Raw genomic sequence first — 18,224 nt, 5'->3', positions numbered from 1 at the left:
ACGGTGATCACTGCGAGTGTCGCGATCGGTGTCTTCGGCGCCGGCGCCGGGCTGGGAACCGTCATCGCCATGCGCCCCGATCCCGGCGAAGGGCAGGTGATGCGGCTGGCCGCGGGCACGTACCTCCTCGACGACCAGGCGGGAGCCTGGACGTCGAGCGCGGCACCCGGCGGCGACCAGCCGCTCCCGCTCTCCGGCGCCGACGCGGGCAGCACGATCGCGGACGGTGCCAGGCGGGCCGCCGCCGCCGGGGACCAGCGGGTCTGCCTGACCGCCACCACCGACGGGCACGCGCTCGGGGGCTCCGCGGAGGGCTGTGTCGCCCTCCCCGTCCTGGGCGTGGCAGCCGCCGCGGTGGCGCCCCTTCAGCGGCCGGGAAACCCCAAGAGCACGCCGACCCCGCCTTCGGCTCCCAAGACGACCGCGCCGACGAAACCCTCGACGCCCAAGAAGGCCGACCCGCCGCCCAAGCCCGATCCGGCACCGGTGCAGCCCGCTCCCAACCCCGGGCCGGTGCAACCCCCCGCTCAGCCCCCGCCGGCGAACAACCAGCCCGTCCAGCCTCCCCCTCCACCGCCTCCGACCCCGACGAAGAAGATCAGCGGCAACATCTCGGAGAGCGAGAACGAGAGCGGCAGCGTCATCCAGCGCCCCGTGGAGAAGAAGATCGAGCTCGTCCCGCCGCCCAAGCCGGCTCCCGAGTCCGGCGGGACGAGGTCCTCGGGCCCGTCGCGGCCGTCGCAGCCCAACGGGGGGAACGGGCGGTCGCAGCCCCCGGCCACCAACGGCGACAGGCAGCAGCCTCCGGCGACCAACGGCGACAGGCAGCAGCAGCCCCGGCCCACCGGCGGTCTCAAGCCCACGCAGCCCCAGCCCACCGGCGGGAACAGGCAGCAGCCCCAGCCCACCGGTGACGTCAGGCCCCCGCAGCCCGGGGACGACGCCAGGAACCCCCGGCCGACGGGCACCCTGAAGCCGGCGATCCGGTCGGGCCCCGGCCGGCCGCTCGTGCCCTCGGGCGAGATCATCCTCCCCACGGCGCCTCCCGAGATCAGGCCGACCGGCGACGCGCCCTCGGCGCCGCCGGCCTCGGTGGCACCGACCGCGCGCGGCGGCCAGGGTCCGGCCCAGCCGCCCGGTGGCCAGAAGCGCTCGCAGGCGCCCAGCCCGTCGCGGAGACTTCCCTCGGCCGGGCCGTCCCGGCCCGTCCAGCCGCAGCCGTCCGTCGGCCCCGGTGAGAACGCGTCGCAGGGTCCCGACGGGACCGTGCTCATGCCGGCCGACCCGCGGCTTCCCGGCGGCGGCCCGGACGGCGGCGTCTCGCTGCCGGTCTTCGAGAACCCCGAGCTCCTGCGGCGCGCCTACGAGGCCCTCGGGCTGGACAGGGGCATGCGCTACACGGACGAGAACGGCGTGTGGGACCTCAACATCGCCCCGCCCGGCACCCCGCCGTGCCGCAACTACACCACCGAGGAGATCCAGGCGCTCAGCGCGTCCCAGGGCCCGAGCCCGTCCCCGGGCGCCCAGGCGATGATCCCCCGCGACTCGTGCCTGTGGCCCGCCTTCATCCGCTGGCTCTACGCGGAGCCCGCACCCGGTCAGATCAGCAACTGGACCAAGTTCACCGGGCTGCCCCAGCGGAACCTGGAGCTCGTGGTGACCGATGCCCCGCCCGTCCCGCTTCCCAGCCCGATCCCCAGCGAGAGCGTCGTCCCGCAGCCCGACCAGGGACGGCCCGACCAGCGGCAGGGCGTCCCCGGCGAGGAGGAGCCCTGGCAGCCGGACACGGGCGGGCTGGACCCCGCCCAGCCGGGACCCGAGGACGCCGTGGCCCCCAGAGACCCCGGAGACGGCGGAGACGACGTCCCCGAGCAGTGGCCGGGCGAGAACACCGCGCCCTCCCAGTCCGACCAGGGCCGGCCCGACCAAGGCCAGGTCGAGCCGGACCCGGTCGAGTACGACGGCCGATGAGCACACCCACCGGAACCGGGCGTCTCACGCCCGGCCCCGGCCAGGGGGCGGCCTGGGTGCGCGAGCACGGCGCGCACCTGATGGACTACGCCGCCTCCCACCTCGAATCCGGCCGGGCGCGCGCGGCGGTCGTCGCCGCGCTGGCGGCCGGCCGGGTCGAGGCCGCTCCCGGGGACGTCACGGCCCGGGGGCGGCTGCTGGCCGCACTGCGACGTGACTGCCGCACCTCTCCGGGGTACCGGGAGCGGTACGTGCCGGGTTCGGGGCCCGGCATGCCCGACGCCTCGCTGATCGAGCGGGTGTGGACGATCGTCGACCCCCTGGGCACGGAGACGCTCAGGCTGACGTACCGCCACGCGCTCGGCATGGAGGACCTCTCCCATGTGCTGGCGATGCCCGTCGACGAGGTCGGCAGGCTCGCCACCCGCACCCAGGACCTGATCGAGACCCTGGTGAGCGGGCTGGACGCGCTCGCCCACGGGCGGCGTACCTGCCCGGAGCTCGCCCCGCTGGTGGAGACCGTCTTTCCCGGCGTCTTCCCCGCCGGTCTCCCCGAGGGCCCGGCGGGCGGGCGGGCGGCGTCCCCTCCCGCCGACCCGGAGAGCGCCCAGGCGCGCCTGCTCTCCCACATGATCAGGTGTTCCGTGTGCACGCGGCCGATCAACATCCGCTACACGGTGCCGCAGATGATCTCCCATCCCCCGGTCGCGCCGCTCTCCGCGGAGGAGCGGCAGCGGCTCACGGACGCGCTGCCTCCCGAGGTCTCCGCCGAGGCGTCCGCGGAGGCGGCCCCCGAGGCGGCCCCCGAGGCGGCCCCCGAGGTGATCCCGCCCGCGCGTCCGGCCCGGGACGGGTCTCCTCTCCTGTCCGCTCCTCCGGGCGGGGGGCGGTCCCCGGTCCTTCCCGCGCCCCCGCCGGGGGGCCGGACCCCCGCCCCACCCGGGCACCGGTCCATCGCCCCACCCGGGCACCGGTCTCCCGCCTCGCCCGCCTCGCCCGCCTCCCCGCCACCGTCGGCCGCGGCGGCGTCCACGCCCACGCCCAGGGTCCGCATGCCTCCCTACCCGCCGGTGGCCTCGAAGCCGTCCGCGAAGCCACCGGCCGCGACGCCGTCGAGTACGGCGCCGGGTGCGGCGTCACCGGTCACGGCACCGGGAGACGGGCCCGCGACGGGCTCCTCCGATCCCGCCAACCCCTCGGGACTGCCCCCGCTGCCCGCCCTGCCGCCTCGCAGGACCCGGCCGGCCCGCCCGCCGTCCGCGCCACCCGTACCCGGGCACGACACCCCGCTCTACGACGCCCTGCTCACCCAGGCGTGGGCGCGCGAGGTCCTCGCCCAGAGCGAGGAGCTCACCGGCACCATCCCCAGGCAGGCGCCGCCCGCTCCCGAACCCGTCGTCAAGCCCGAACCCGTCGTCATCGCCGGGCAGGCCTCCGTCGAGATGCGCGACACCGCGACACGCGAGATCGCGAGACGCGAGACCGGTGTACGCGAGACCGGCGTACGCGACGCCGCGACACGCGAGATCGGGGTGCGCAACCGCGAGACCGGGCTGCGCGACGACGCCCAGGTTCCCGCGCTGCGCTTCCACACCGAACCCGACGACCGCCCCGACGAGGAGCGGATCGAGATGGGGATCCGCGTGCTGGAGGCGCTCAGCTGGGCGGGCGCCCGGATCAGGAACACCACGATCAAGCTCGTCATCATCGTCGTGGCGGGCGCGGCGGGCACCCTGACCGGGATGAACCTGCTCGGCCCCGCGATCGAGTCCGAGGAGCCCGCGAGCTCGCTGCAGGCGTCCACCAGCCAGGCCACCCGGTCTCCGCCTCCCACGGCCGGCGCGCCGGCGCGGCAGGACGGGCTCGCCTCGCGCCTGCGGGTCCCGCCCGTGGTGACGCTGGACGAGTTCGGCCTGGGAAGCATGGTCCTCACCATCTCGGGAGAGCCGCTGAAATGGCGGATATCGGCTCCCGGCCTGGCGGTGACCCCTTCCAGCGGCACGCTGCGGGAAGGGGTCACGCAGGTGATCAACCTGCGCGCCCACCGGGTCCGCAACTGGTGCGGCGCCCCCGCCTCGGTCACCGCCCCGATGACCGTTCACGGCCTCGACGACTCGGTCAGCACGACGGTGCGCTGGCGGACCTGCTGACCTTCCATCCCCCCAAGATCGCTTTTCGAGAAAGGACCAGGGCAATGACGGATACCTCTCCCCACATCCAGACATCGCCGCCCACCCCGCCCGAGCAGTTCCACGAAACGGTCCCGCTCACCGCGGAGCACCTGCTCACCAACCGCCGCCCCGAGCCCGCCGGAGGATGGCGCCGTCTGGTCTGGCAGCTCTCCGGCAAGCGCATCATCCCCGCGGAGTCGGCGGCGGAACTGGAACGGCGCACGCTGATGGCGCAGGCGCAGACCCCTGTCGCGAGCGGTCACCACCGGATCGCGGTCATGAGCCTCAAGGGCGGGGTCGGCAAGACCACGACGACCGTCGCCCTCGGCAACACGCTCGCCTCCCTGCGCGGCGACCGGGTGATCGCGATCGACGCCAACCCCGACCGCGGGACCCTCGGCATCAAGGTGAAGTCCGAGACGGCCGCGACCATCCGCACCATGCTGGCCGAGGCCCCCCACATCCTGCGCTACGCCGACGCCCGCGCCTTCACCTCCCAGTCGCCGGCCCGGCTGGAGGTCCTCGCCTCCGACACCGACCCGGCCGTGAGCGAGGCGTTCAACGCCGAGGACTACCGCACGGTCGCCGGGCTCATCGAGCGCTACTACTCCATCTGCATCACCGACTGCGGGACCGGCCTGCTCCACGGGGCCATGGGCGCGACGCTCGAACTGGCCGACCAGATCGTGCTGGTCAGCCTGGTCGCGGTGGACGGGGCGAGTTCGGCCGCCGCGACGCTGGACTGGCTGACCGCCCACGGCCACGCCGACCTCGTCAAGAACGCCATCGTCGTGCTGAACGCCGTGGAACCCAAGTCCGACGTGGACCTGGGCCTGCTGGAGCGCCACTTCACCTCCCGCTGCCGCGCGGTGATCCGCATTCCCTACGACCCGCACCTCAAGGAGGGCGCCGAGGTGGACCTGGTCCGCCTGCGGCCCACGACGCGGGGCGCGTATCTCCGCCTGGCCGCGGCGGCCGGGCAGACCTTCGGGCAGCGTCCCGACCGGAGCCACTAGTGCGGCCGGTCGCCGACGATCCCACGTTGAACTGGGATCTGGGCCCGCCGCCGAGCGCCCGGCGGCGGATGCTCATCGTGGTCGTCTCGATCGTGGGGACGATCCTGCTGGCGGCCGGGGCATGGCAGCTCCTTCGAACCGACTCCACCCCCGTGAACGTCTCCGCGCCGAAGGCCGTCGGGGACACCGTTCTCCTCGCCCCGCCCTCCGGCTACGAGGGCGCGGCCGGTTACCCCGTCGGGTTCCCCCGCACCGAGCTGGGCGCGGCCTCGGCCGCCGCCGCGGCGCTGGAGGCGGCGTGGACCCTGGACGCCGAGCAGGCCGAGCAGGCCGCGGTGCTGTACGCGCGGCCCGAGCAGCACGACGCGGCACGGGCCGGCGCCCGCGAGGCCGTCGCGGGATGGCGGGAGATCCTCGGCCTTCCCAAGGACGGGGCACTCCCCGACGGCGCCGCCATGCGGACGCGGACGATCGGCGTCCAGTGGAAAGCCCGCGCCCAGGATCAGGTGCTGGTCTCGGTCCTGGTCCAGGTGACCGCGACCAAGGGCGTCGGCGACACCGATCCCACCTATGCGAGCCCGTACGCCATGAGCCTGCTCATGGTCTGGCAGCCCGGCATGCGCGGTGCGAACCAGGGGGACTGGGTCAACGTCCCCGACCCCCTCGCCACCTCCGTGCCGCAGGTCGCCCTCCCGGGCACCCCGGAATTCACCGCCGCGGGCTGGAAACCCATCTCCGGCCCAGAGCCCACCCCATAGATCCAGGAAGAGCGATCAATGCCCCCACGCAGCTCGTCCCGGCGTGTCACCTTACTCTCCGGCCTTCTGCTGGCCGCGGTATCCGCGACGACAAGCGCGGTCATCGCCCAGCCGTGGGCCGCCCTGGCGGATCCCGGCGTGAGTTCGGGCTCACCGTCGCAGGAGTTCGCCGTCCCCCCCGCTCCCCCCGCCGCCCCGCCCCCCGCACGAGAGGAGTCCCCTCCGGAGACCACCGTCCCCGAGACCGGGAACACCTCCGGGCCGGACGAGAGGCCTCCCTCGAACCACGACTCCGGCTCGACGCCGGACGGGAACCCGCCCGCGGAGGGCGGCTCCCCCTCCGGCCCCGACCGGAGCCCGCCCGCGGAGAACGCGTCACCTCCCGAGACCCGCAGTTCCCCTCCCGCGTCCCGTAGCCGTCCCGGCCAGCGAACCACCGCCCCCCGCACGGAGGAGAACGTTCCCGCCGAACAGTTCTCCGCGCCTTCGCGGGAGAACGTGCGGACCAGGAACGCGGTGCCGACGAACCCGCCGTCGAGGAGGGCACGCCCCACCGAGGAACCGCCCGTGAACACCAGGTCCACCCAGGCCCCACCCGCGGCCCCGAGGAACACCGAGCCCACCGCCGAAGCGCCTCCGGAGACCAGGAGGGCCACCGAGGCACCCCGGAAGAACACGGCGCCCACGAACGCGCCCCCGGAGACCAGGAAGGCCACCCAGGCACCGCCCGAGAACACGGCGCCCGCCCCGGCGCCGCCCGGTAACACGAAGCCGTCGGCGACCTCCGCCCCGAACACCCCGGCGCCGTCGGCCAGCGCCACCGCCTCGTCCACGGCGACCGGGAGGCCGCAACCGCCGAAGGCGACGCCCAAACCCCCCGGCCCCGAACCCTCCGACAGGGCCACCAAGCCCGCGCCGAACCCGGCGCCCACGCACCCGGGTCCCAGGCCCCCGGCCCCCCGCGCGACGGCGACGGCGACCAAGCCGGCGCCGACCACCACCGCCGCGCCCAAGCCCACCCGGTCGACGTCCCAGAGGCCCACCACCCCTCAGAAGGGGACGCCGAAGCCCCCGGCGAGCCCGACCTCCAGCCTCACCGCCCCGCCGCGCACCGGTCCGCCGAGCTGGGCGACCAACGCGCCACGGCCCGCGCCCACGCGGACCGGCGCCTACGAGCCCTCCCTCCTGACCGAACCGGTCCAGAGCACCCGATCCCCGATGGCCGCCCCGTCCCCGGCGCCCTCGATCCCCACCGTCCTGCCCCTGCCCCCGCTCAAGCGCTCCACCTCCGACTTCTGTAAGCCGGAGGACATCGCCTCGTGCTGGAGCCTCGCGCCCTGGCGGGGCCGTACCTCGGAATCCCCCGTCCTGCTGATCGCGAACCAGGAGCCGGCGGGCGCACCGCGCTGGGTGTTCGGGCCGCCGGCCTCACCCGCCCAGCCGCTGCCGAGCCCGACCGCGTCGTCGATCCCCAGCCCGACGAGCACCGGCTGCTGGAGCTTCAGCCCCTCCACACTCTGCGCCAGATCCTGGGAGGAGTAATCATGATCACCAGATCCCACGTGCGGGTGGCCGTACTCAGCATGGTGGCCGCGCTGACGGTGAGCACTCTCAGCGCGGCCCAGGGAGAGGTGGTCTCGGCGGCACCCTGCGCCCCCGCCGCCACCGGCGAGGCCAGCGCCGCGCAAGCCCTCAACTGGGGCGCACCGTCCTGGTGCGCGGAGTTCGACGACTACCTCGACGAGTCCGACTGGGTGTTCTACGACTCGGCCGGGCACGCCGGCAACGGCCGCCGCTCCCCGCAGCAGCTCTACCTCGGCAACGGGGCGCTCTACCTGTACGGCCGCGAGGACGGGACCACGGCCGGTCTGGCCGCCCGTCACGACCAGGCCTACGGGCGCTGGGAGACGCGTATCCGCCTGTACCCGGGCGCCGGGTCGTACCACCCCGTCGCCCTGCTGTGGCCGAAGGAGGGCGGCGGCAACGTGCGGAGCTCCACCGGTGAGGAGATCGACTTCCTCGAGGTCATCGACGATCCGCAGAGGCAGCGGCCGAACTTCTTCCTGCACACCCCTCAGGGGCAGGAGCAGGCCCACGCCAACATCGACATGACCACCTGGCACACCTACGCCGTGGAGGTCACCCCCGACAGCGTCGTCGGCTACATCGACGGGCAGGAGTGGTTCCGCTCCGGCAACGCCACCCGCAGCTCGATGTCGGTCTGCCTGCAGCTGGACTGGTTCCCCGGCCAGGGCAGCTCGGGAGAGGCGTGGATGGAGGTCGACTGGCTCCGCATCTACCCGGCCTCGACGGGCACCGCGGGCTGAGTCCACCCGGCAGGACAGGAGGGTGCGGGATCCGTGGGAACGGGTCCCGCACCCTCCTCGCGTCTCCGGCTTCCGAGGCTTCCTCGGTCGGAGAAATCAGCCTGGGAACCCGGCCTGGGACCTCCTTCAGGCGAGCTGGGCGCCCTGCAGTCCGGCGTAGGCGCCGCGCAGCCGCATCAGCTCCTCGTGGGTGCCCACCTCCTCGATCCCGCCGTCGCGCATGACCACGATGCGGTCGGCGCCTCGGATGGTCGACAGCCTGTGGGCGACGACGAGGACCGTACGCCCGGCGACCAGGCGGGTCAGCGCCTCCTGGATGAGCGCCTCGGAGCGGGTGTCCAGGGCGGAGGTGGCCTCGTCCAGGATCAGCACGCGCGGGTCGCGGATCAGGGCGCGGGCGATGGCCAGGCGCTGGCGCTGCCCGCCCGACAGCCGGGCGCCCCGCTCCCCGACGACCGTGTCGAGGCCGTCGGGGAGCCGGTCGATGAACTCCAGCGCGTTGGCGTCCCTGAGCGCCCGCCGTACCCGCTCCTCGGAGACGTCGGCCATGCCGTAGGTGACGTTCTCCCTGATGCTGCCCTCGAACAGGATCGACTCCTGCGGCACGACGGACAGGAACCTGCGGTAGGTCCGCAGGTCCAGCGTCTCCATGTCGCGCCCGTCCAGCAGGATCCGGCCGGAGGTGGGCCGAAGGAAACCGATGACGAGGTTGAGCACGGTCGACTTACCGGCTCCCGAGGGGCCGACCAGCGCGATCGTCTCGCCGGGGGTCACCGTGAGGTCGAACCCGGTGATCGCGGCCTCCTCGCCGTAGGAGAACCCGACGTCGCGGAACGCGATCTCGCCGCGGACGGAGGCGACCTCCTCCTTGCCCGCGTTGTGCTCCAGGTCCGGCGCCTGGAGCACCTCCCCGATGGACCGTACGGACGCCAGCCCCTTGCTGATCATCGGAGTGAGGGTGAGCAGGGAGGTGACGGCGGCGGTGAGGGTGGCGAAGAAACTCGTGAGCATGACCACGTCGCCCGCGGTGATGGGGATGACCTGGTAGTAGGCGACGAGCGCGGAACCGGTGAGGAAGGCGACGCCGAGCGCGTTGAGCAGGATCCAGGCCAGCGAGCCGAAGCTGCCGTTGAGCAGGTCGAGCCGGAGACCCTTGCGCAGGACCTTGGTCAGCGTGCCGTCGACGCGGTGCAGGGCGTCCTGCTCCAGGCCGTGCGCGCGGGTGATCGGGATGAGCGTGGTCATCTCGCTGACCCGGCTGGACAGCTGCTCGACCTCGCGGCGGAAGCTCTCGTTGTCGTCGCGCAGCCGGGTGCGCATGTGCATCACGAGCAGGGCCGCGGCGGGTACGACCACCAGGAAGACGGGGATCGCGGCGGATACCTGCACGGCGATCACCACCAGACCTCCGGCCAGCATGGTGAGCGCGGACAGTCCCATGTCGGCCGCCTGCTGGCTGGTCTGCTCCACGCTCTCGACGTCCCGGATGACCTTGGTCTGGAGTACGGCGGCGCTGACCCGCGCGTGGTAGCCGATGGAGAGCTGCTGCATGCGGCGGCAGAGCGCGGAACGCAGGTTCGTCCCCATCCGGCGGATGGCGCCGTGCGTGCAGCGGACGTAGAGCAGGTGGAGGGGGTAGTTGAGGAGCAGCAGGGCGAGCAGCACACCCGCGTTGACCCACAGGTGGGCGATCGGGGCGCGGGTGACCACGATGTCGACGACGTTGGCGGTGATCAGCGGCAACAGCCAGGTCGGGCTGTGCTTGACCAGGAAGGCGAGCATCCCCGCGAACAGCCTGAGACGGTCCTCCCGGAAAAGGTAGGCGAGCGTGCGGACCGGGTGCTCACCGCGATAGCGGTGATCGAGAGCGCCAACCACAAATCCCCCAAACAGCGGCAAATCTCCGGCAATACTCTCGTACCAAGATTTCGCGCGCGTGACGTGCCCCGGTGAATCGACACGTGACGCCCCGCCGCGTGACCGCTCCCGGCACGACCCGCTCGACACGGGCCACGCGGCACGGCACCGCTCGGCACGGGCCGCGTAGCACGGGCCGCCCGGCGCGGATCGTTCAGCCCGTGGCGGCGGGAAGCCTCGCCTCCAGGATCTGGCCCGGCCAGTCTCCGACCTTGAAACTCTCGGTCCTGGTGAAGCCCCGGCTCTCGTAGTACGCCACCAGCCGGCCGTCGTCGCCGGCGTAGCAGTCGACCCGCACCAGCGCGACCCCCAGCCAGGCGGCCTCCGCGCGGGCGCGCTCCAGCAGGACGGCCCCGACCCCCCGGCCGTGGTGCCTCCGGTCGACGACCAGCCCCTGGACGTACAGTTCCGGCTCGGAGGCGGGAGGGACGTAGGGCATCGCGGTCCCCACCACCAGGCAGCCCGCGGGCCGGCCGTCGAGTTCGGCGATGCGCATCCCGCCGGACATCGCCCACGCGGTGATCCCCTCGACGCGGGCCGCGTTGAGGGAGAACGGTTCGCTGCCCCACTGGCCGGTGCGGCCCAGGGAGGACAGCCACGCCACCGCGCCGTCGAACATCGCCAGAACGGCCGGTACGTCGCCGAGATACCCGTGACGGATAATCACCGGCGGATCGTAACAGGGATGCGTACCTCCACACAGGACAGGTGTATGTACCCTCACGCAGGGCAGACCCGCCCCGGACCAGCCGTACCGGGAGGTTAGTAAACTCTGCGACGGCCGGAATACGGCTCCTCGGTCACGGGCGCACGCCGTGGCCGCTTTCCCCCCCGGGAGTCACGTGAGCAGCGGGTTGATCGACGCGTTCCCCGAACCGCCCCCCGAGCCGCCGGCACCGCCCGCCCGGCGCTCGTGGCGGCCGGGCCGCAGGTGGTTGTGGTGGCTGGTGGCCGCCGTCACCGCCGTGGTGCTCGTGGCCGCGGGGACGGTGGCCGGCGCGTACGTCAAGCTGAGCGGCAACGTCAAGCACGTCGAGGTCTCGGCGGAGGACCTCGGGCGGCGCCCGGTCAAGGCGGCGGGCAAGGCGATGAACGTCCTGGTCGTCGGCTCGGACCAGCGGGGCGGCAAGAACGCGCGGTACGGCCGGGTGGCGGGCGAGCGGACCGACACGATCATGCTCGCGCACATCTCGCCGAAGCGGGACAACGCGATGGTCGTCAGCTTCCCGCGCGACTCGATGGTCCAGCTTCCCGCCTGCCGGGCCAAGCAGGGGCTGCCCGGGCAGCGACCGCACGTGGGCATGATCAACGAGTCGTTCAACTCCGGCGGCATCACCTGCACCTGGAAGACCGTCGAGTCGCTCACCGGCATCCACATCGACCACTTCGTGAAGGTCGACTTCACCGGCTTCAAGGGCATGGTCGACGCGGTCGGCGGCGTGGAGGTCTGCGTACCGGAGGCGATCAACGACAAGAAGGCCCTGCTCCACCTGGCCGCCGGGCGCCAGAACCTCGGGGGCGAGCAGGCCCTGGGCTACGTCCGGGCCCGCTACAGCCTGGGCGACGGATCGGACATCGGGCGCATCCAGCGCCAGCAGATGTTCATCGCCTCCATGGTCAAGAAGGTCATGAGCGGCGAGACGCTCACCGACCCCACCCGGCTCTTCGGCTTCCTCGACGCGGCGACGAAGTCGGTCACCACCGATCCCGGCCTCACTCCGGGCGTCATGCGGGACCTGGCGACCAGCGCGCAGGGACTCGCCGCGGGGCAGATCCACTTCATCACCACCCCGTGGCGCTACTCGCTGGTCCACCCCGGCCGGGTGGAGTGGGTCCAGCCGCAGAGCGGCAGGCTGTTCAAGATCGTCGCGACGGACCGGGCGATCAGCGGCTCCGGGGTCAAGGGCGGCCAGAGCAGGGTGCCCCGGTCGAAGATCCAGGTCGAGGTGCGCAACGGGACCCTGCGGTCCGGCCTGGCCACCCTGGTGGCCGTCCAGCTGGAGGAGCGCGGCTACCACGTCGCCAGGATCGGCGACGCGTCGCGCAAGCCGTACCCGACGACCACGATCGCCTACTCGCCGAACGGCGCCGCCAAGGCGCCCACCCTCAGCCGCGACCTGCTCGCCGCCAGGCCGCTGCCCGTCCGCCGGGCGACCACGGGCAGGCTCGTCCTGACGATCGGCGACGACTGGAAAGGTCTGAAGCCGCTTCCCCGCGACGACAACGAGAGCCTGAAGGGATTCGACGCGACCCACGACTCGTGCGCCGGCGCCTGATCGTCCTGCCGGGAGACTTCGCGGCGACCAGCGGAGGAACGGGCGGCCTGCCGCGGGGCCGGAGGCCGCGACGGTACCTTCCCGGCCCCGGGCTCGTGGAAACCATTGCCTTCGCCGCCGAACGGGCATGAGAACTTGGCCGCGTTTTGCTTCGGGATTAATACTTGCCACCTATAAATGGTTAAAAACGTCTTTAGGGAAGGAAAGCCGCTTTTTTGGGGGGTATACGTATTGCGACGTCCGCGTTCGATCCGGGGTCGGGTGACCCTCATAGCGATCGTCGTGTTCGCCCTGGCCCTGGGAACGGGCGCGTTCGCGACGTGGCAGATCGCGCAGAACAGGCTGGTGGCCGACCTCGTCGGCGCGACGGCCGTGGCGGCCAGGAAGACGGGCCTGGACATCCAGAGGGGACGCCCGAACACCGTCGTCCTCCCGATCAACCGCATCGACCGCATCCAGGTCGTCGCGAACGACGGCCGGGTGGTCGCCGCCAGTCCCGCCATGCTCGGCTCGCCCCCGATCAGCCGGATGCGCCCGGTCGGCGGCGACATCCGCGTGGACGGGACGTCGTGCGTGGGCTCCTCGGCGGTGAAACGGGAGTGCTACATCACCGTGGGTCTCCGGATGGCCCACACCGTCTACGGCGACGTCATGGTCTACGCGGCGGCACCGGAGCCCCCGGTCCTCCGCACCAACTCCCTTGAGATCGCGCTGGCACTCTTCTCCCTGGGGCTTCTCGCGCTTCTCGGCTGGGGCGCCTGGCATCTCGCCGGCCGTACGCTCGCGCCGGTGGGACGGATCCGTGCCGAGATGGCCGAGATCACCGCCTCCGACCTCAGCCGCCGGATGCCCGTTCCCGCCTCCGGGGACGAGATGGCGCAGCTCACCGAGACCATCAACGCGACCCTCGAAAGGCTGGAGCGGGCCGTGGAGAACCAGCGCCGCTTCGCCTCCGACGCCTCCCACGAACTTCGCACCCCCCTGACCGGGCTGCGCACCAAACTCGAACTGGCGATCTCCGATCCCGAGGCGGAGAACCCGGTGGAGACGATGCGCTCCACGCTGGCGGACGTGGAACGGCTCCAGGCCATCATCGAGGACCTGCTGCTGCTCGCCCGCCTCAACGCCGGCGTACCAGGCCCGCCGGAGCCGGTCGACCTCGCCGAGCTGGTCACCTGCGAGGTGAAGCGCCATTCGTCCCGGCACGAGCTGCTGCTGGAGCGCGACCCCGGCGTCATGGTGTGGGGCAGCAGGCTCCAGCTGGGCCGGCTGCTGACCAACCTGCTGGCCAACGCCGACCGGCACGCGGTGAGCGAGGTGCGGGTCCGGGTCCGGAGCGAGCGGGGCGAGGCCGTTCTGGAGGTCACCGACGACGGGCTCGGCATCCCTGCGGAAGAGCGGGAGCGGGTCTTCCAGCGGTTCACCCGCCTGGACCCGGCGCGCAGCCGCGACGCCGGGGGAACCGGCCTGGGCCTGCCCATCGCCAGGGACATCGCCGTGGCGCACTACGGCCGGCTCTACGCCGCCGACAGCACCACCGGCCGCGGCGCCCGGCTCGTCCTCCGCCTGCCGCTGTCGACCGCGACCCACTCCTGAGCCCGCCGCACGGCGGGGGCGGACACACCGCGACGACCCGCGGAAGGCGGTCCTGACGAAGATGGCCTTTATCTTTCATGTGTAAGAATCGGGCCATGCACAGGATCGTCACGCTCGCCCTGGACGGTGTGATCCCCTTCGAGCTGGGCATCCCGCCGCGCATCTTCGGCGGCGCCGAGGGCCCGGACGGCAGACCGCTCTACGAGGTGCTCACCTGCACCGTCGACGGCGCCCCCGTACGCACCGACGCCGACTTCTCGATCGCGGTGGAGCACGGGGCGGAGGCCCTGGAGGGCGCGGACACCGTGGTGATCCCGGCCACCCACGCCCTCGGCACGACCTCCGGCGAGGGACGGCTCCCCGAGCCCCTGGCCGCGGCGATCGCGCGTATCCGGCCGGGCACCCGCCTGGTCTCGATCTGCACCGCCGCCTACGTGCTCGCGGCGGCCGGGCTGCTCGACGGTCGTCCCGCGACCACCCACTGGAGCAGCGCCGACCACTTCCAGAAGCTGTTCCCCAAGGTCAAGGTGAACCCGAGCGTGCTGTTCGTGGACGACGGGGACGTGCTCACCTCGGCCGGGGTGGCCGCGGGAATCGATCTCTGCCTGCACATCGTCCGGCGTGACCACGGCACCGAGGTGGCCAACCGCGTGGCCAGGCGATGCGTCGTCCCTCCGTGGCGCGACGGCGGCCAGGCCCAGTTCATCGAGCACCCGCTTCCCGCCCCGACCGCCGCGACGACCGCGGCGACCAGGGCCTGGGCGCTGGAGCGGCTGCACGAGCCGCTCCCCCTCAGCGAGCTCGCCGCCCACGCCCGGATGAGCCGCCGTACCTTCACCCGGCGTTTCCGCGACGAGATGGGCCTCAGCCCGGGGCAGTGGCTCATCCTGCAGCGGATCGAGCTGGCCCGGCGGCTCCTGGAGACCAGCGACCTGCCGGTGGACGGCGTCGCCCTGCGCTCGGGGTTCGGCACCGCCGCCTCGCTCCGCCAGCACCTGCAGGTGGCCATCGGTGTCTCACCGATGGCCTACCGCCGCACCTTCCGGCTCGTGGACGCCTGATCCGGCCACTGCGGGAGAGCCACGGAAGAGAGGCCGTCGCCGGCCGTACCGGGAAACCGTCACTGGCCGCGGGCCCACTCCTTCTGCAGGCGGTCGGCCGCCTTCTTCGCGGTGGTCCGGCCATGGGCGACATCGAGGATGACATCACCCTCGGCGCGCTCCAGGAAGACCTCGTCGGGGACGTTCAGGGAACCGCCGTCCCTGATGAGGTCCTGGATCGCGGCGTAGCCGTCCTTGCCCTCCGGGGTGGCGAAGGCGGACGAGTTCATCCGGAAGTCCTCGCGGGAGGGGACCATCGTCAGGTCTCCGGCCCAGCCGGAGACGCCCTCGCCCGCGGTCAGGAACTCGATCAGCGTGGCCGCCTCGGCCACGTGCTTGGAACTCCTGGGGACGGCCAGGCCCACTTCGACCGTGCTGCGGACGGCGGGCTCGGCACCGGGCAGGATGGTCGGGAAGGGACCCGCGCCGACCTTCTTGACGGAGGCCTTCGTGGTCTCGCGGTAGGACGCGGACAGCATGGGGCTCCGGTCCGAGCCGTCCACCAGGAACAGGGCCTTGCCGGCGCGGAAGAGCTCGGCCGGGCGGTCGCCCTCGAGGGTCAGCGCCGACCTCGCCAGCACGCCCCGGTCGAACAACGATCTGTAGGCCGTCAGGGCCGAGACCGTCTCGGGGCCGTTCCACGGCTTGTCACCGGCCAGCAGGTCGTCGGAGAGGGTCGGCTGGGTCTGGCCCGCGATGGTGAACAGCAGTTCCTCCTGCCGGCGCGGCTCCCCGGAGAAGACGACCGGCCGGAGGCCGGGGATCTCCTTCTTGACCCGCATGACGATGGACTCCAGATCGGCGGCCGTCTCGGGGAAGGACTCCCCGAGCTCGAACAGGAGGTTGGCGTTGTAGTACATGACCGCGCCGCCGCTGGACCCCATCGGGACGGAGTAGAGCTCGCCGTTCTTGGCGGCCTTCCTCGTCTGCTCCACCGCGCTCTCGTCGAGCTCCTCGACCCAGCCGCCGGAGACCTTGTCCTTCCAGTCGTCGACCGGGCGAAGCCGGTCGGCGATCGCGCGGGTCATCGTCGGGACCTGGACGCCGACGACGTCGAGTGCCTCGTCACCGTCGAGCGCCTTGGGCAGCCGCTTGCGGTAGTCGGCCTCGTCGAAGGTGCGCAGCTCGACCTCGATGCCGGGGTTCGCCCGCTCGAACGCGGTGATCGCCCTCTTCAGCGCGGCCGCGGGCGGGGCGAAGGTCCAGTACTTCAGGGTGACGGGTCCGGCCGGCTTCCCGGGTTTCCCGGTCTCCTCACCGGCCTTGGGGACGGACTGCGCGACCGGCCGGCCGTCGACCGGCCCGCCCGCGCTACAGGCGGTCAGCCCGAGGGCGAGGGCCGCGGTGGTCATGGCGAACGCACGAGCTGTACCACGCATGCATACCTCCAGCAGAATCACGGTGCGGGTGACGGTGTTCAGCCCGGCGAGGTCGATCACGGTCAATCCGGTCGATCACGAAAAATGATCTTATGTGGCCCTCTGCCGCGACAGAGAGCCGCCAAACTCCCCCGACAGAGCAGCGTCCCTCGGTCGGCCGCGATCCTCAGCCGACCGCGATCCTCAGCCGGCCGCGATCCTCAGCCGACCGCGGTGCTCAGGCGGAGACGGTCCTCAGTCGGCCGCGGTGCTCAGTGGCTCGGCGATGTCCTCCAGGCCCCTGCCCTCGGCCTTGACCCCGAGGAAGAGCTCCACCAGCCCGGCGGCGACCATGAGAGTCGCGCCGATGCAGAAGGCCAGCGCGGTGTCACCGGGCCTGCCGCTCTCGACGAGGCCGGCGAAGATCAGTGGCCCGGACACGCCGCCGACGAAGGTGCCGATCGCGTAGAAGAACGCGATCGCCATGGCCCGGGTCTCCATCGGGAAGATCTCGCTGACGGTCAGGTAGGCCGAGCTCGCCCCGGCGGAGGCGAAGAAGAGCACGACGCACCAGCAGGCGGTGAGCGTGGTCGCGGTCAGCACCTCCTGGTTGAACAGCCAGGCCGTGCCGAAAAGGAGCACCCCGGACAGGATGTAGGTGCCGGAGATCATCGGGATGCGGCCGATCGTGTCGAAGAACCGCCCGAGCAGGAGCGGACCGAGGAAGTTGCCGATCGCGATGACGGCGAAGTAGTAGCCGGTCTCGGTCTCGATGCCGAAGAAGGTCGACAGGATCTGCGCGTACCCGAAGGTGACGGCGTTGTAGAGGAACGCCTGGCCGATGAAGAGCGACAGGCCGAGGACGGTGCGCTTGGGATAGCGGGCGACCATGGTGTGCGCGATCCGGCCGAACCCGATGGACTTGCGCTGGTGGATGGTCATCGACCGCTCGGGCTCGTCGAGCTTGACGCCCTTCTCCCGCTCGATCTGCTTCTCCACCCCGTCGACCAGCCCCTCGGCCTCCTCGTCACGGCCGTGGATGAACAGCCAGCGTGGACTTTCCGGCACGTTCCTGCGCACCAGCAGGATGGCCAGGCCGAGCACCACGCCCATGCCGAACGCGACGCGCCAGCCGATGTTCAGCGGCAGGTTGTTGAGCAGCGGCACCGTCAGCAGCGCGCCGCCCGCGGCGCCGAGCCAGAAGCTGCCGTTGATGATGATGTCGATCCTGCCCCGGTGCCGGCTCGGGATGAGCTCGTCGATGGCCGAGTTGATGGCGGCGTACTCGCCGCCGATGCCGAACCCGGTCAGGAACCGGAACAGGAAGAACCACCAGGCGGAGAACGAGAACGCCGTCGCGGCGGTGGCGACCAGGTAGACGACCATCGTGATGATGAACATCTTCTTGCGGCCGAACCTGTCGGTGAGCCAGCCGAAGAACAGCGCCCCCAGGCACGCTCCGGCCACGTAGAGGGCGGCGGCGGTACCCGCGACCTGGGCCTGGGTGATCGCCAGGCCGCTGCCCTCCTTGGCCAGCTGGGCGGAGAGGTTTCCGACGATCGTCACTTCGAGACCGTCGAGGATCCAGACGGTGCCGAGTCCGATGACGACCATCCAGTGCCACCGTGACCATGGCAACCGGTCCAACCGCGCGGGGACCTTCGTGGTCACCGGTCCCGTTCGAACGTCGCTCATGGCGGCACCTGCTACCCCCTCACGGCCGGCTCATACCGG

At 72.3% G+C, this 18,224-nt stretch carries 13 protein-coding genes; 7 read left to right on the top strand and 6 right to left on the bottom strand.

Features of this window, described 5'->3' with window-relative positions; all coding sequences use genetic code 11:
* Positions 1–3: 3 nt before the first annotated feature.
* Genes ACVCAG_RS38295 through ACVCAG_RS38285 form a run of 3 tightly spaced genes read left to right on the top strand, consistent with a single transcriptional unit; the run spans position 4 to position 5,158 of the window.
* Positions 4–1,971: a hypothetical protein gene (locus ACVCAG_RS38295; protein ID WP_440087881.1), complete on the top strand. Its 1,968-nt coding sequence runs from the start codon at positions 4–6 to the stop codon at positions 1,969–1,971.
* On the top strand, positions 1,968–4,121 hold the full coding sequence (locus ACVCAG_RS38290) for a hypothetical protein (RefSeq protein WP_447191322.1): 2,154 nt from the start codon (positions 1,968–1,970) through the stop codon (positions 4,119–4,121). Before ACVCAG_RS38295 ends, ACVCAG_RS38290 begins: the two co-directional genes overlap by 4 nt.
* A 44-nt stretch (positions 4,122–4,165) precedes the next feature.
* Positions 4,166–5,158 (top strand): nucleotide-binding protein, encoded by a 993-nt coding sequence (locus ACVCAG_RS38285; RefSeq protein WP_440087879.1) that lies wholly within the window; start codon positions 4,166–4,168, stop codon positions 5,156–5,158.
* A gap of 568 nt (positions 5,159–5,726) precedes the next feature.
* On the opposite strand, the gene ACVCAG_RS38280 is transcribed toward ACVCAG_RS38285, so the two are convergent.
* Both ACVCAG_RS38280 and ACVCAG_RS38275 read right to left on the bottom strand, forming a co-directional pair.
* Entirely contained in the window at positions 5,727–6,962 is a 1,236-nt protein-coding gene (locus tag ACVCAG_RS38280; RefSeq protein WP_440087878.1) for a hypothetical protein, read from the bottom strand.
* Between the two features lie 123 nt (positions 6,963–7,085).
* Entirely contained in the window at positions 7,086–7,430 is a 345-nt protein-coding gene (locus ACVCAG_RS38275) for a hypothetical protein (RefSeq protein WP_440087877.1), read from the bottom strand.
* 30 nt (positions 7,431–7,460) lie between these two features.
* Here ACVCAG_RS38275 and ACVCAG_RS38270 point away from each other — a divergent pair, with 30 nt between their 5' ends.
* Positions 7,461–8,243 (top strand): family 16 glycosylhydrolase, encoded by a 783-nt coding sequence (locus ACVCAG_RS38270; protein WP_440070587.1) that lies wholly within the window; start codon positions 7,461–7,463, stop codon positions 8,241–8,243.
* 126 nt (positions 8,244–8,369) lie between these two features.
* On the opposite strand, the gene ACVCAG_RS38265 is transcribed toward ACVCAG_RS38270, so the two are convergent.
* Both ACVCAG_RS38265 and ACVCAG_RS38260 read right to left on the bottom strand, forming a co-directional pair.
* Positions 8,370–10,121, bottom strand: coding sequence for an ABC transporter ATP-binding protein (locus ACVCAG_RS38265; protein WP_447191321.1), 1,752 nt, complete (start codon positions 10,119–10,121; stop codon positions 8,370–8,372).
* Positions 10,122–10,314: 193 nt separating this feature from the next.
* The gene (locus ACVCAG_RS38260) at positions 10,315–10,827 is read right to left on the bottom strand and encodes a GNAT family N-acetyltransferase (protein WP_440087875.1); all 513 of its coding nucleotides are present in this window, start codon (positions 10,825–10,827) and stop codon (positions 10,315–10,317) included.
* Positions 10,828–11,002: 175 nt separating this feature from the next.
* Here ACVCAG_RS38260 and ACVCAG_RS38255 point away from each other — a divergent pair, with 175 nt between their 5' ends.
* From ACVCAG_RS38255 to ACVCAG_RS38245, 3 genes are all read left to right on the top strand, one after another.
* A complete protein-coding gene (locus ACVCAG_RS38255) occupies positions 11,003–12,436 on the top strand; it encodes an LCP family glycopolymer transferase (RefSeq protein WP_440087874.1) in 1,434 nt (477 codons plus the stop codon).
* Between the two features lie 261 nt (positions 12,437–12,697).
* Positions 12,698–14,032 (top strand): sensor histidine kinase, encoded by a 1,335-nt coding sequence (locus tag ACVCAG_RS38250; protein WP_447191320.1) that lies wholly within the window; start codon positions 12,698–12,700, stop codon positions 14,030–14,032.
* Positions 14,033–14,127: 95 nt separating this feature from the next.
* Positions 14,128–15,093 carry a helix-turn-helix domain-containing protein gene (locus ACVCAG_RS38245; protein ID WP_440087872.1) on the top strand — a complete coding sequence of 322 codons (966 nt, stop codon included), beginning with the start codon at positions 14,128–14,130 and terminating at the stop codon, positions 15,091–15,093.
* A gap of 59 nt (positions 15,094–15,152) precedes the next feature.
* On the opposite strand, the gene ACVCAG_RS38240 is transcribed toward ACVCAG_RS38245, so the two are convergent.
* Both ACVCAG_RS38240 and ACVCAG_RS38235 read right to left on the bottom strand, forming a co-directional pair.
* The gene (locus ACVCAG_RS38240; protein WP_440087871.1) at positions 15,153–16,571 is read right to left on the bottom strand and encodes an extracellular solute-binding protein; all 1,419 of its coding nucleotides are present in this window, start codon (positions 16,569–16,571) and stop codon (positions 15,153–15,155) included.
* A gap of 174 nt (positions 16,572–16,745) precedes the next feature.
* Positions 16,746–18,185, bottom strand: a complete 1,440-nt coding sequence (locus ACVCAG_RS38235) for an MFS transporter (protein ID WP_440087869.1) — start codon at positions 18,183–18,185, stop codon at positions 16,746–16,748.
* Positions 18,186–18,224 lie beyond the last annotated feature (39 nt).

The sequence above is a fragment of the Streptosporangium sp. G12 genome, from assembly GCF_052983175.1.
This window is presented reverse-complemented; position numbering and strand designations above follow the sequence as displayed.

Bases quoted from the DNA above. Each gene is read 5' to 3' on its own strand.
- ACVCAG_RS38290 (WP_447191322.1), top strand. From the start codon at position 1,968: ATGAGCACACCCACCGGAACCGGGCGTCTCACGCCCGGCCCCGGCCAG.
- ACVCAG_RS38245 (WP_440087872.1), top strand. From the start codon at position 14,128: ATGCACAGGATCGTCACGCTCGCCCTGGACGGTGTGATCCCCTTCGAG.
- ACVCAG_RS38270 (WP_440070587.1), top strand. From the start codon at position 7,461: ATGATCACCAGATCCCACGTGCGGGTGGCCGTACTCAGCATGGTGGCC.
- ACVCAG_RS38235 (WP_440087869.1), bottom strand. From the start codon at position 18,185: ATGAGCGACGTTCGAACGGGACCGGTGACCACGAAGGTCCCCGCGCGG.
- ACVCAG_RS38285 (WP_440087879.1), top strand. From the start codon at position 4,166: ATGACGGATACCTCTCCCCACATCCAGACATCGCCGCCCACCCCGCCC.